The 14,966-nt window shown below is 33.8% G+C and carries 7 protein-coding genes; 6 read left to right on the forward strand and 1 reads right to left on the reverse strand.

Annotated features, from left to right (window positions below; all coding sequences use genetic code 11):
- Positions 1–155: 155 nt before the first annotated feature.
- The gene (locus AB3H93_RS02830; RefSeq protein WP_368020090.1) at positions 156–800 is read left to right on the forward strand and encodes a hypothetical protein; all 645 of its coding nucleotides are present in this window, start codon (positions 156–158) and stop codon (positions 798–800) included.
- A gap of 192 nt (positions 801–992) precedes the next feature.
- On the opposite strand, the gene AB3H93_RS02835 is transcribed toward AB3H93_RS02830, so the two are convergent.
- Positions 993–1,544, reverse strand: coding sequence for a DUF6580 family putative transport protein (locus AB3H93_RS02835; protein WP_368020091.1), 552 nt, complete (start codon positions 1,542–1,544; stop codon positions 993–995).
- A gap of 143 nt (positions 1,545–1,687) precedes the next feature.
- On the opposite strand from AB3H93_RS02835, the gene AB3H93_RS02840 reads away from it, so the two are divergent.
- The 5 genes from AB3H93_RS02840 (at position 1,688) to AB3H93_RS02860 (ending at position 14,840) form a co-directional block, all read left to right on the forward strand.
- Positions 1,688–4,186, forward strand: a complete 2,499-nt coding sequence (locus AB3H93_RS02840) for a vitamin B12-dependent ribonucleotide reductase (protein ID WP_096710394.1) — start codon at positions 1,688–1,690, stop codon at positions 4,184–4,186.
- Between the two features lie 22 nt (positions 4,187–4,208).
- Entirely contained in the window at positions 4,209–4,772 is a 564-nt protein-coding gene (locus AB3H93_RS02845) for a cob(I)yrinic acid a,c-diamide adenosyltransferase (RefSeq protein ID WP_063627055.1), read from the forward strand.
- Positions 4,773–4,883: 111 nt separating this feature from the next.
- Positions 4,884–5,282 carry a DUF4430 domain-containing protein gene (locus AB3H93_RS02850; RefSeq protein ID WP_223603268.1) on the forward strand — a complete coding sequence of 133 codons (399 nt, stop codon included), beginning with the start codon at positions 4,884–4,886 and terminating at the stop codon, positions 5,280–5,282.
- Positions 5,283–5,783: 501 nt separating this feature from the next.
- Positions 5,784–8,501 (forward strand): hypothetical protein, encoded by a 2,718-nt coding sequence (locus AB3H93_RS02855; RefSeq protein ID WP_368020092.1) that lies wholly within the window; start codon positions 5,784–5,786, stop codon positions 8,499–8,501.
- Between the two features lie 561 nt (positions 8,502–9,062).
- Positions 9,063–14,840 carry a hypothetical protein gene (locus AB3H93_RS02860; protein ID WP_368020093.1) on the forward strand — a complete coding sequence of 1,926 codons (5,778 nt, stop codon included), beginning with the start codon at positions 9,063–9,065 and terminating at the stop codon, positions 14,838–14,840.
- Positions 14,841–14,966 lie beyond the last annotated feature (126 nt).

Genomic DNA, 14,966 nt, shown 5'->3' on the forward strand with positions numbered 1-14,966 from the left:
CTCTCAGAAACTAAAAGTAGTAACCTAGAATTTTAATCAATTAAATGGTATTAAATTACAAAAATTTCTTTTCTCGGAAATAAAAGTTTTTTATGTATTCTTTTTTTCTGATAAATTGATGAAGCAGTATATAAAATTTTAAAGGAGAAGATAATATGCCAAACAAGGAACAGGAAAAGACAAAAACTATTCAACAGGAACCAACTGAATTAAATCCGAGTACAACTAAAGAAAAAGAGAATAGTCCATTCATAAGTAAAAAGAGAGCAAAAGAATTGAAGAAGTTTGAGAGTAAAGTTAGGAAAAAAGAGGATAAAGCGGTTAAACAAGTGATAAAAACAGTTATGAAGGATGCAGACAGGATTCAAGATCATTCCCAAATATTTAAGTATCTCACATATGAATTTAAGAATAGTCCATTCATAAGTAAAGAGAGAGCAGAAGAAGAATTGAAGAAATTTAAGGGTAAAAATAGAAAAAAAGAGGATAAAGCGGTTGAGCGAGCGATAAAAACAGTTGTGAATAATAGAGACATTACTGGAAGTAGTGTATTGAGGTATCTTAAAAATGAGTTGACAAAAAGTCCATCCATAAGCCGACAGAGAGTAGAAGAAGAAATGGGGAAGTATGAGGGAGGAAATAATGTTAGAAATAGTTCTGAAGTTCCAGGGAACAAAGATAGAGGAGAAGATCTTAAAGAAAAATTAAATAGAGTATCTAAAGAAGAAAACTCATCCCCAGAAAGAGCAGCTGTATCTCAAGACCTACAGCATAAGCAGGATAACCCGTTACATAGATAATAATCAATAAACTCTAAAAATGATTACATAATAAATGAGTGTGGGATATTAATCAGAAAAAATTTGATTAATATCCCACTTTTTATGGCTAAATGAAAACTGGGACAGAAGAATCACTTCTGATTCTATCCCCCCAAAAAAAGTTAGACAAAAATAATCAGAGGGCTGATAAAATAAGAATTCTCACGTCATTTATTTTTTATATCTGTCATCAAGCGTCTTACTGTATAGCGGAAATAGTATCCGTTGAAATGCGGGAAAGAGAATCAAATAAAAAAAGAAATTACCTATACCATGGGCGAGATCAAAAGGAAGTCCTTGAAAATAGTAAGCCCAAAAAGAGGGAAGTTGATAGATGAAAGTTTCAATTCGTGAAACAATCAAACCGTAAATTAATCCACAAATAAAGCTCAAAATTGCTTGAATAGTCACATGCTTAGCGACTATAGGTAACTGATTCATCCAATGGAAAAACAAAACAATCCCGCTGAAGGCGAGCATTTGACTGATTGTCCAAGTCCCTAATCCTAAATATAGATTAGTGATGAATAAGCTCAATATGGAGACGATTAAAGCATCTGTTAAAGAACCAAATGCCGCAAGTAGTAAAAAAATTGCTGTCATAGGTTGAATATTTGGTAACCAAGCAAAAAAAATTCTGCCTACGACACAGGCAGCAATTAATAATGACAAATAAGCAAATTTGTGAATCGTAAAGTAAGGTTTTTGTTTAAATGTGTTCATCTTTTGAGGCTGCTCCTTCACTGATAATAGTTCTCATTATATCATAAATTTTTTTTATTACAAGATTGAAAAACACATGATGTAGTGTGATAATAATTAACAGACACTATATATAGTGTTTTTTATGATAAGGTGGCGATGGAATGGGAATTTATTCAAAAAAATATATAGAAAAACTTAATCAGGATATACGGAATTATCCAGAGGTCAAACCTATTGATCCACAAATGAAACTGACATTTGAAGGGATTTCACGCTTGGTCATGTTGGATCGATATACTTACAAAGATCCACATAATCAGACGTTAACCATAGGTGATCTAGTCGTCTTGACGGTACATGCGGATCCACAATACCCGGCTCGTGGAATTGGAACGATCATTCAGCACTCTGGAGACGATTTAACGATCGAAGTGGAAGAGGAATTTCGCTCCTCTTTGACTGATCCTGAAGAAATAGCTCGTGGATTCGTTAAAAGAAACAAAAGTGAAGTTGAAAAACCTTTAGAGCTGTATTATGAACAAATTGCTGCTCGAGTTGCTTTCGGAATTAGTCAAGTCGAGGGCGATAGAAAAGCTGAATTTTTTGAAGATTTTTACAAACAATTGACTGAACAAAATTTGATTCCTGCAGGAAGGGTGTTATATGGTGCTGGTACGCAATCAGAAGTCACATACTTTAATTGTTTTGTCATGCCATTTATTCAAGATTCTCGTTCTGGTTTAGCAAAACACCGAGAAGAAGTCATGGAAATCATGAGTCGTGGTGGTGGAGTAGGAACGAATGGCTCAACCTTGAGACCAAAATCAGCTGTCGTACATGGCGTAAATGGAAAATCTTCTGGTGCTGTTTCTTGGCTCAATGATTTAGCTAATCTCACTCATTTAGTCGAACAAGGAGGAAGTCGCAGAGGGGCGCAAATGATCATGCTCAATGATTGGCACCCAGATATTTTTGAATTTATTATTTCAAAAATCCAGAATCCATTGATCTTGCAACAGTTGATAACTACAAGTAAAAACCCGCTAATCAAACAGTTGGCAAGTGAGAAACTAGCTTTTTCTCCTTTAACTCAAGAAGAAAGGGAGCTATTTGAAGTCTTGCTTAAGGAAGAGGGGCTTTTGCAATTTGCAGAACAAACTTTCATCAAAGAGGCTAAGCAAAAATTAAAAATGGGTGGAAGTTATAGTGTCAAAGATCCTGACTTCTTAACAGGGGCGAATATTTCAATCTGTCTGACAAAGGAATTCATGGCAGCTGTCGCACAAGATAAGACCTATGATTTGCGTTTTCCTGCTATTGACGAGTATACAGAAATAGAAATGGCTGATTATGATCAACATTGGGCTGAAATCGGTGATGTTCGTGAGTGGGAAGCGACAGGACGTAAAGTGAAAGTTCATCAAACAATTCGAGCCAGAGAGCTTTGGGAATTGATCACTTACTGTGCTACTTATTCTGCGGAACCAGGGATCTTTTTTATTGATAACGCCAATGAGATGACTAATGCTGCTGCCTATGGACAAAAAGTCGTTGCAACAAATCCTTGTGGAGAACAGCCATTGACACCGTATGCGGTATGTAATCTTGCGGCTATCAATTTAGCGAATATGGTAGATGAGCACCAAGAAATCGATTTTCAAAAAGTTGCAGAAGTGGTTAGAACCAGTGTACGTTTCCAAGATAATGTTATTGATGCGACCCCTTATTTTTTTGACAAGAATGAGCAACAAGCAAAAGGGGAACGTCGTATTGGTTTAGGGGTGATGGGCTTAGCCGACTTATTGATCTATTGCGGCAAAACGTATGGCTCTAAAGAAGGAAATGCGTTAGTCGATCAATTGTTTGAAACGATTGCCGTTACAGCTTATCAAACGTCGATCGAATTGGCAAAAGAAAAAGGAAGTTTTCCTTATTTAGTTGGTAAGAACGAAGAAGAAACACGACAATTACGTGAGCGTTTTATCCATTCTGGGTATATGAAAAAGATGCCAGAACATATTAGGCAAGGTGTCTTAACTTATGGAATCCGTAATTCACACTTATTAACAGTTGCACCAACTGGCTCGACAGGTACGATGACTGGTGTTTCCACGGGTTTGGAACCTTATTTCTCTTTTTCCTACTTTAGAAGCGGTCGCTTAGGAAAATTCATTGAAGTACACGCTGAAATCGTTGACGAATATCTAGCGAAACATCCAGAGGCAGATGCCTCAGAGTTACCGGAATACTTTGTCTCAGCAATGGAACTTTCACCAGAAGCTCACGTGGATGTCCAATGTACGATCCAACGATGGGTTGATAGTTCCATTTCCAAAACAGTCAACGCACCTAAGGGATATCGTGTTAAAGAAGTAGCTGATATTTACGAACGACTTTATCAAGGTGGGGCAAAAGGCGGTACGGTATATGTTGACGGTAGCCGAGATTCACAAGTCCTGACTTTATCAGCGGAAGAAAATAGTTTTACCGATGAGCTAGTAACATCAGAGGTACACCCAGATGTTTTGCTAACAGAAGCTTCAAACGACTCAGCAACGAGTGAAGAGCGCTGTCCGATTTGTCATGAAGGTACAATTGAAGAAATCGGAGGTTGCAGTACTTGCACCCATTGTAAAGTACAACTAAAGTGTGGATTATAAGGTTAAAAAGGAGCATGGTACCATGAAAATCTATACTAAAAGTGGTGATGCTGGGATGACTAGTATTATCGGAGGGCAACGGCTAGCTAAGTCAGCTTCTCGTGTTAGAGCTTATGGAAGTGTGGATGAAATCAATTCTTGGGTAGGAACGATCGTTGCAGAATTAGATCCTGATAAATTTGCGCTTTTGATCGAACAATTAATCCAACTTCAACGATTACTATTTGATATCGGAACAGATTTTGCCACACCAACGGAAGTCAAAGAACGGATCGTGACTAAAAAAGATTTGGAGAAAATGGAAGAAATGATTGATTTTTATCAAGAAAAACTACCGGTGATCGACAAATTTATCTTGCCTGGTGGACATCCAGTAGCAGGGCATTTCCATCTTGCCCGAACAGTGACCCGAAGAGCGGAACGTGAAATCACTCAACTGATTTTGGAAGAAACAGAAACGAATCAAATGAGTTATAAACTGATTAATCGGTTATCGGATCTCTTTTTTGTCTTGGCACGTTATGTCAATGTGGTTTATCATATTAAAGAACCATTCTATGAGCGAGCTGGGAAAGTATTCCATTAATTATTTATCAGACCTTACTGTTTGGATTAAAATCTAACTGTCTAAGAATCATATCTATAATGTTTAAAGTGATAACTTAAGTAAATTCTTTTTACAAATTAATAAATAGGAGTGTTTTTTTTGAAGAAATTCATAGTATTATTAGCTGCTTTATCAAGTATGATCGTTATGACTGGTTGTCAATCACCTACCACGACAGAACAATCAAGCGCTCAATCACAAGCCACTACAAAAAAAGTGACCATCACTTTGCAAGAAGAGGGAAAAGAACTATCGGCAAAAAACGTTACTTACCAACCAAATCAGACCTTGTTGGAATTACTAAAAAAACAGTTTTCAGTGAAAGAAGACAATGGTTTTGTGACGGCAATTGATGGGCATGCACAAGACAAAGATAAAGGATTATATTGGACGTTCACAATCAACGGCAAAATGGCGGAAAAAGGAGCAAATGATATTAAATTATCACCTAACGATCAGATAGTGTTCAATTTAGCGACATTCAAGTAAGAGTGTAACAGTTCAAAAATTAACTTGAGCGTGCGGTCAAAGTATTCGTATGAACAAGCTGAAAAAACGAAAAGCAGTTATTCTGATTTTCGTTTTTTTTGATTAGTTTTAATATCTGTTAAAAAAAGGTTTTTGGTCAATAAGAACTGATAAGTTGCGCAAAATTAAATCTGGGTCAGAATGTACCTCATTCTATCTCAGCTTTTTGTTCTTTCACTTTGTCTCATAATTTGATCAAAAAGCTTCTAATTTTCATGTTGATATTGATTTAAATTTGCAGGCTACATGTTCTTCTGTTTTTATAAAGTAATACTATTTTTGCAAATCACCGCACGTGGATGCCAAATATTCCCAGAGATTAAAAAAGATAATCTAGATTTTGAATAAATGCAATAGTATTAAATCCCAAGAATTTCTTTGTTTAGAAATAAAAGTTTTTGATGTCCTTTTTTTTCTGATAAATTTATAAAGCGTATATAAAATCTCAAAGGAGAAAACAGCATGCCAAACAAGGAACAGAATATAAATAAAAACAATGAAGAGAAAGTTAGCATACAGTCCCAAGATCAGCGTGGTTTTTTTTATAGACTATTCAATAAGTATAAATTTACGAAAAAGAAACGTACTGATCTGGAAACATCAGCAGCATTGGATAAAGATCTTTCTAAAGATGATCAAGCTTCAACTGAAGAAATCCCCTCCTATGAAGAAATCTCCACCTATCTAAAATCTTTTCTAGAAGAGAAAAATCTGTTACAACAAAGAAATATAGAAATAAATAGTAATAATAGAACCTTTTTTATTAACTATCTTAATGAAAAACATAGACTTAATTCAAACATGCCTTTGTCGGAAGAAACGAAAGCTGCACTAATTGAAGACTTTGATAAATTCTATTATATTCCTTTAAAAACTAGTACGTGTCATAACTTTATTTTCGATCTGAATATAACTAGAAGGGAATTAACTAGGCTTAAAGATGATCAATTTCTAAAGGTGAATGAATTAATAGCGCAGCTAACAGATGATGCTACTATAGCTATTACAAATAAATACCAACTTTTAGAGAACCACACTGTCTCCGAAGAAAAGCTAGAGGCAATAGCAAATGAGGTCATGGATTTAAATCTTGATGAGGAAATGAAAAGGGCGGTTATAGCTAAACTTGAACTATTAAAAGAAGATCGAGCCACTCTTCGGAAAATATACAGAAAAAAACAAGACACATTGAAAACACAGGAAAGTAAGACAGATGCTAATTTAAAAGAGATTACAAAAGATGACGATGAAATATTATTTTATCAGCAAGTAGATGATGCAGCTATAGCTATCATAAATAAATATCAGCTATCTATCCCCGAAAATAAACTAAAGGCAATAGCAGATGAGATAATGGATTTAAATCTTAGTGGGGAACAAAAAGAGGAGGTTATTTTCCAACTTGGACTACAAACAGAAGATAGTGCCACTCTTTGGAAAATATACAAAATAAATTTGATGAAAGCAGAACAGTTATTTTATCAGCAAGCAAACAATGCTGCTATTCATGCTACTATAGCTATTATCAATAAATATCAGCTTTCAGAGAACCAATCTGTCCCTGAAGAGAAACTAAAGGCAATAGCAAAGGAAATTATGGATTTAAATCTTAGTGAAGAATACAAAAGAGAGGTTATTTTCGAGCTTAAAATATCAGAAGAAGATCGAGCCACTCTTCAAACAATATATAGAGAAAGACAAGACTTTTTAACAGCGCAAGAAAGTAAGACTGATGCTAAATTAGATGAGAACACAAAAGGTGAAGATAAAGTATCATTTTATCAGCAAATAGGTGATGCAGTTATAGGCATTATAAATAAATTTCAACTATTTGTCTCCGAAGAGGAGTTAAGGAAAATAGCAAAAGAGATTTTAAATTTAAAATTAAGCGAGGAACAGAAGAAAGAGGTTATTATCTATCTTGGAATACAAAGCGAATATAAAGATGTTCTTCTGGAAATATTTAAAGAATTACAGAGATGGCCAACACCACCCCAAAGTAAGTTAGAAGTTATAATAAGAGGGGCTAAAGCATTACAGTTATTTAATCAGCTAGTACATGATTCAGTTACTTATATTACAAATAAATATGAACTTTCAGAAGATCAAGCTACTCATCATAGGAAACTAAAGGCAATAGCAAAAGAGATTATAGATTTAAACCTTAGTGATGAACAAAAAAGAGAGGTTATTAAGGGTCTTGAAATACCAGAAGCTGATAGAGAAGCTTTTTGGAGAATATACAGAAAACTTGAGATATTGCCAAAAATAAAAGAAAGTAAGACAGACTCTAGAGTGAATGGACGGACACAAGATGGGTATAGTGACGATAGGGCACAATTGATTCATAAAAATAAGAAGCAAATTATCAGAAGAAATTTTGCCGAAGCAGCACCATTTTTTTTTAAGGGAATAAATGATGCTACTATAGCTATTACAAATAAATATCAACTTTCGAATGACCGACCTACCTTCCGAGATAAACTAGAGAAAATGGTAAATGAGATTATAGATTTAAATCTTAGTGAGCAACAAAAAAGGGTGGTTATTAGAGTACTTGAAATATCAAAAGAGGATAGAGTCGCTCTTAAGACAATGTACAGAGAAAGACAAGACTTGTTAAAAATACAAAAAAATAAGACAGACGATGAAGTGTTCTTTTATCATGGAGTAGATGATGCAACTCTAACTATTATAACCAACTATCAACTTTCAGAGGACCAACCTAATCCCCCAAAAAAACTAGATGCAATAGCAAATGAGATTTTGAATTTAAATCTTAATAAGCAACAGAAAAGAGAGGTCATTTTCGAACTTGAAATACCAGAAATAGATAGAGATAAACTTAATGAATTAATAAATAAAAAAACAACGTTGCTAAACCAGGTAGAAACTTTACAAGAATCAGCTAAAACGAACCCAAGCTCAACATTAAGTCAGGGACTAAATAATCTTGAATCAAAACCCACTACGCCACTACAGACGTCATTAAAATCAAAATTAAGATCTCTACTAAAGAAAAGTGAGGATAATCTAGGATCGGAACCACCGATATCGCTAAAACCAAATGCATCAAAAGGTAATCCTTTAAAAAGAGTAAACAGTCTAAGCTCGAAACCACAGACTCCACTAAACCCAACGATTCACTTATCTAAAGGTTTAGATGAATTTAGTCGATGAACCATAATTGCTCAAGCCGAATCATTTTCTGAAAAGGGATTGTTCGGCTCTTGCTGTTTTAGGGATGATTAATATTTTTCATCTCTTCGTCAATAAGTACTGATGAGTGATGCAAAATCAAATCTGGGCAAGAAAGCACCCCATTCTTTCTCAGATTTTTTTGTTTTCTCACATTTGTTCGTTAATTAATCAAAAAGTTTCTATTTTTCATGATGTCATTGAATTAAATCCGTAAATTACGTATTTCTATATTTTTATACAGGAATACTATTTTTTTCAAATCACTACACGTGGTTACGCAAATATATTCAGAAAAAAATTATGAAAGAAATAGTTATGTATAAGTGGACTCAAATAAAACTTTATTCATGCATAATCTTTTTGAAAACACTATTCTTGACTAATTATTTTCAGAAATTAAAAATAATATTCTAAAATTTGAACAAATACCATGGTATTAAATTCCAAGAATTTCTTTATTTGGGAATAAAAGTTTTTGATGTCCTTTTTTTTCTGATAAATTTATAAAGCAGTATATAAAAGTGCAAAGGAGAAAACAACATGGAAAAACTAAATAAAAAAAATGGAGAGAAAGTAAGCGTACAGTCCAAAAATCAGCGTGGTATTTTTTATAGACTAAAGGATAGGTTGAAACTAAATAAAAAAAACGGAAAAAAAGTAATTGTACAAGCCGAAGATCAGCCTTCACTTGCTTATGAACTAACTAATAAGTATAAACTTGAGAAAAATAAATCTGATGATATGAAAGCACTAGTAGCATTAGGAAAAGATCTTTCTAAACATGCCCCAGCTACAATCGAAGGAATCCTCTTCTATCTTCCATTGACTCCAGAAAAGAAAAACCTGTTTCAACCAAGAAATAGAATAGTACAGCCTGAAGATCAGCAAAGTCATGCTTATAGACTAACCAATAAGTACGAACTAAAAATGGAACGTACTAATCCGGAGAATTTCGCAAAATTAGGTAGAGAACTTTCTAGATATGATCCAGCTACAATCGAAGGAATCCTGTTACATCTTCCACTGATTCCAGAAGAGAAAGACCTGTTACAACCAAGAAATAGAATAGTACAGCCCGAAGATCAGCTTGAACTTGCTGATAGATTAATCGATAAGTATAAACTAAAAAATAAACATACTAATCTGAAAACAATGGCAGCATTAGGAAAAGATCTTTCTAGATATGATCCAGATTCAACCGAAGGAATCCTCTTACATCTTCCATTGATTCCAGAAGAGAAAAAACAGTTACAACCAAGAAATAGAATAGTACAGCCCGAAGATCAGCTTGAACTTGCTTATAGAATAACCAAAAAGTATAAACTAAAACATCAACATACTAATCTAAAAACATTCGTAGCATTAGGAAAAGATCTTTCTAGATATGATCCAGATTCAACCGAAGGAATCCTCTTACATCTTCCGCTGATCCCAGAAGAGAAAGACCTGTTACAACCAAGAAATAGAATAATAAAACCCGAAGATCGACTTGAACTTGCTGATAGGTTAACCGTTAAGTATAACCTAAAAATGGAACGTACTGATCCGGTGACATTCGCAAAATTAGATAGAGAACTTTCTAAATATGATTCAGATTCAACCGAAGGAATCCTCTTACATCTTCCGCTGATTCCAGAAGAGAAAAACCTGTTACAACCAAGAAATAGAATAGTAAAACCCGAAAATCAGCCTAATCTTGCTTATAGATTAACCAAAAAGTATAAACTAAAAAATCAACATACTAATGTGAAAACATTAGTAGCATTAGGTAAAGAACTTTCTAAATATGATCCAAATTCAACCGCAGGAATCCTTTTACTTCTTCCATTGAATCCAGAAGAGAAAAAACTGTTACAACCAAGAAATAGAATAGCACAGCCCAAAGATCAGCCTGCTCTTGCTTATGAACTAACTGAAGAGAAAAAGCAATCTACTAATATGGAAACACTAGTAGCATTAGATAAAGATCTTTCTAAAGATGATCCAACTTCAAGCGGAGGAAACATCTCCAATTTTCCATTGAATCCAGAAGAGAAAAACCTGTTACAACCAAGCAATAGAATAGCACAGCCCGAAGATCAGCCTGCTCTTGCTTATGAACTAACTGAAGAGAAAAAGCAATCTACTAATATGGAAACACTAGTAGCATTAGATAAAGATCTTTCTAAAGATGATCCAACTTCAAGCGAAGGAAACATCTCCAATCGTCCATTGAATCCAGAAGAGAAAAACCTGTTACAACAAAGAACTATTGAAATGGAAAGCATAGATAGAACCTTTTTTATTGACTATCATAATGAACAGCATAACCTTAATTCAAACACGCCTTTATCGGAAAAAACAAAAGCTGCACTAATTGAAGACCTTGATAAATTCTATTATCTTCCTTTGAAACCTAGTACGTGTTATAACTTTATTTCCGATCTACATATTATAAATAGAGATGATGTATATGAGCTTCTAAATGATCAAATTCCCAAGGTGAATGAATTAATAACGCAGGTAATAAATAATGCTACTCTAGCTATTACAAATAAATATCAACTTTTAGAGAACCAATCTGTCCCCAAAGAGAAACTAGAGACAATAGCAACTGAGATCCTGGATTTAAATCTTGGTGAAGAACAGGAAAGGGAGGTTATTGCTAAACTTGAAATCTCAAAAGAAGATCGAGCTACTCTTGAGGAAATATACAGAGAAAAACGAGACTTATTGCAAACACAAGAAAGTCAGAAAGACGCTGAAATAAAAGCTGCTACTATAGCTATTACAAATACATATGAACTTTCAGTTGAAAAAACTACTCCTCAAGAGAAATTAAAGGCAATAGCAAATGAGCTTATAAATCGAAATCTTAGTACATTACAGGAACATGAGATTATTTACCTACTTGAAATAGAAACAAAAGACAGAGACACCCTTCGGACAATATACAAAGAATTAAAAAAAATACAAGAAAGTCAGAAAGACGCTAACGTAAAAGCTGTTACTATAGCTTTTACAAACATATATAAACTTTCAGAGGATCAACCTAACTCCCAGAGTAATTTAAAGGCAATAGCAAAAACGATTGTGGATTTAGATCTTAGTGATGAACAGAAAAGAGAGGTTATTCTCGAACTTGAAATACCAAAAAAAGATAAAGACACTCTTCGGTCAATATACAAAGAATTAAAAATAATACAAGAAAGTCAGAAAGACGCTAACATAAAAGCTGTTACTCTAGCTATTACAAATATATATAAACTTTCAGAGGATCAACCTAACTCCCAGAATAATTTAAAGGCAATAGCAAAAACGATTGTGGATTTAGATCTTAGTGACGAACAGAAAAGAGAGGTTATTCTCGAACTTGAAATACCAAAAAAAGATAAAGACACTCTTCGAAAGATGTATTCGAACAAATTAGAGAAGAAATTGCAGAAATTGCATTGGGAAAGAGTTAGTATAGCTACAGCTATTTCAAGTAAATATCTACTTTCAATTGAAAAAACGACCCCTCAAGAGAAACTAAAGGCAATAGCAAATGAGCTTATGGATTTAAATCCTAGTGAAGTACAGGGAATTGGAAAGGATATTTTTCACCTACTTGAAATGAAAACAAGAGATAGAAAAACTCTTAGGACAATATATAACGAACTTAAAAAAACACAAGAAAGTCAGAAATACGCTAACATAAAAGCTGCTACTCTAACTATTACAAATATATATGAACTTTCAAAGGATCAATCTAACTCCCCAGAAAAACTAAATAAAATAGCAAAAACGATTGTGGCTTTAGATCTTAGTGATGAACAGAAAAGTGAGGTTATTCTCGAACTTAAAATACCAGAAAAAGATAAAACCACTCTCCGAGAAATGTACTCGAACGAATTAGAGAAGAACTTGAATGGGGAAAGAGTTAGTATTGCTACAGCTATTTCAAGTAAATATCAACTTTCAGTTGAAAAAACGACTCCTCAAGAGAAACTAAATACAATAGCAAAAAAGATTACGAAATTAGATCTTAGTGATGAACAGAAAAGAGAAGTTATTAGAATACTTGAAATACCAGAAAAAGATCAAGACACTCTTCGAGAAATGTACTTAAACAAATTTGAGGAGAAATTGAATTGGAAAATATTTACTGCAGCTACAGCTATTTCAAGTAAATATCAACTTTCAGTTGAAAAAACGACCCCTCAAGAGAAACTAAAGGCAATAGCAAATGAGCTTATAGATTTAAATCTTAGTAAAGCACAGGAAAAGGAAAAGGAAATTATTCATCTACTTGAAATAGAAACAGAAGATAGAGACACTCTTCGGACAATATACAAAGAACTAAAAAAAATACAAGTAATTAAGAAAGCTGCTACTCTAGCTATTACAACTAAATATGAACTTTCAGAGGATCAATCTAACTCCCCAGAAAAACTAAATAAAACAGCAAAAAAGATTGCGAATTTAGATCTTACTGATGAACAGAAAAGAGAGGTCATTCTCGAACTTAAAATACCAGAAAAAGATCAAGACACTCTTCTATCTATATACGAAGAACAAAAGAAAGCTGCTAATATAGCTATTATAAAAAAATACCAACCTAATGCCCAATATGATCTAAAGGAAATAGCAAAACATATTGCGAATGAAAGACGTAATAATGTCAAAAAAAAATCAACAGAATCAAAACAATTATTTCAGCAGAATGTACATGCTGTTGCTACTACAATTACAAATAAGCATCAGCTTTCAGAGAAACGACCTGCAAACCCGAATAAACTACATAGAATAGCAAATGAGGTTGTGAATTTAAACCTAAATATAGACCAGAAACTGGAGCTCATGCGTACGCTTGCCTTGACACAAGCAGACAAAGACAAGCTTCGGAATATATTCTCAAATAGTGTAATAAATGATAAGATCGTATCCCTATTGGCTGAAGAAATAAAAGTAGCTTACCAACTTTCAGAGAATAAAACTATCTCTCCAAAGGATTTACATAATATAGCAATTACCATTGAGAATAGTTCTCTTGATAAAAAGTATAAGGATACGGTTTCAAACGCTCTTGTCATGACAAGAGAAGATAAAGAGACACTTCGGGATATGATCAGAGAAAGAGCGAAACAACAAACAGAAAAAAAACAAGAAAATGAAGCAGACATTAAAATAAATGGGAAGACCGTAGCTGAAGTAGTGGATGACAACGCGCTTTTGTTATCTCGAGCAATGAACACTGCATTAGCACTTAAAGAGAACCAAAAGGTAGAACCCAAAATGCTATCTACGATGGCGGAATTTATTGGTAGCAGAAAACTTAATGAAATAAATAGACGCAATATACCTTATATGCTTACTCTTACTAAAGAAGATAAAGAAGAGCTTAGTGAAATAATAAATGAAAAAACAACGTTGCTTAATAAGGAACTCGGAATTTCACAAGTACCAGCTAAAATGAACCTAAGCTCAACATTAAGTCAAGGACTTAACAATTTAGATTCAAACCCAAAGGATCCACTACAGACATCACCAAAACCAAATTTAAGAACTCTACTAAATCAAAGTGAGAATACTCCTGGCTTGGAACCAAATACGTCGCCAAAACCAGGAACTTTACCAAAAGCACCAGCCCGGATTAATCTATTAAATGTTGTGGTACAGAATAAGATAGTCTCCCTATTGGCTGAAACAATAAAAGTAAATTATCAACTTTCAGAGAATAAAACTACCTCTCCAAAGGATTTACATGAAATAGCAATTACCATTGAGAATAGTTATCTTGATGAAAAGTATATGGATACACTTTCTGATAATCTTGTCATGAGAATAGAAGAAAAAGAAGCACTTCGGGATATAATCAGAGAAAGAGCGAAACAACAAACAGATAAAAAACAAGAAAATGAAGCAGACATTAAAATAAATGGGAAGACTATAGCTGAAGTAGTGGATGACAACGCGCTTTTGTTATCTCGAGCAATGAACACTGCATTAGCACTTAAAGAGAACCAAAAGGTAGAACCCAAAATGCTATCTACGATGGCGGAATTTATTGGTAGCAGAAAACTTAATGAAATAAATAGACGCAATATACCTTATATGCTTACTCTGACTAAAGAAGATAAAAAAGAGCTTAACGAAATAATCAATGGAAAAACAACTTTGCTAAGTAAGCTTCCCGAACTAGATAGAACAAACCCAAATCCAATAGATCAAGTTCCATTACCATTGAATCAAAGACTAAGTAATCGAGGATCGGAACAAAATACTCTACCAAAACCAAACAAAAATATAAAACAAATGAATTCTTTATCTCAAGGATCAGCTGAAGTTAGTCGATAAACCATAATTGCTCAGAGACTGGGACAAAACTTGTCTCAGTCTCTTCTAGTATCTCTAAAACGAATCGCAATCATTCATGATAAGTGTAGATAAAGAGCAAACTTCATCTGCTAAAAACAACTAACT

The organism is Enterococcus sp. C74 (assembly GCF_040887125.1).
GTDB lineage: Bacteria > Bacillota > Bacilli > Lactobacillales > Enterococcaceae > Enterococcus_B > Enterococcus_B hirae.

Excerpts from the sequence above, each read along its gene's own strand:
- AB3H93_RS02830 (WP_368020090.1), top strand. The coding sequence starts at position 156 with ATGCCAAACAAGGAACAGGAAAAGACAAAAACTATTCAACAGGAACCA.
- AB3H93_RS02835 (WP_368020091.1), bottom strand. The coding sequence starts at position 1,544 with ATGAACACATTTAAACAAAAACCTTACTTTACGATTCACAAATTTGCT.
- AB3H93_RS02840 (WP_096710394.1), top strand. The coding sequence starts at position 1,688 with ATGGGAATTTATTCAAAAAAATATATAGAAAAACTTAATCAGGATATA.
- AB3H93_RS02845 (WP_063627055.1), top strand. The coding sequence starts at position 4,209 with ATGAAAATCTATACTAAAAGTGGTGATGCTGGGATGACTAGTATTATC.
- AB3H93_RS02855 (WP_368020092.1), top strand. The coding sequence starts at position 5,784 with ATGCCAAACAAGGAACAGAATATAAATAAAAACAATGAAGAGAAAGTT.
- AB3H93_RS02860 (WP_368020093.1), top strand. The coding sequence starts at position 9,063 with ATGGAAAAACTAAATAAAAAAAATGGAGAGAAAGTAAGCGTACAGTCC.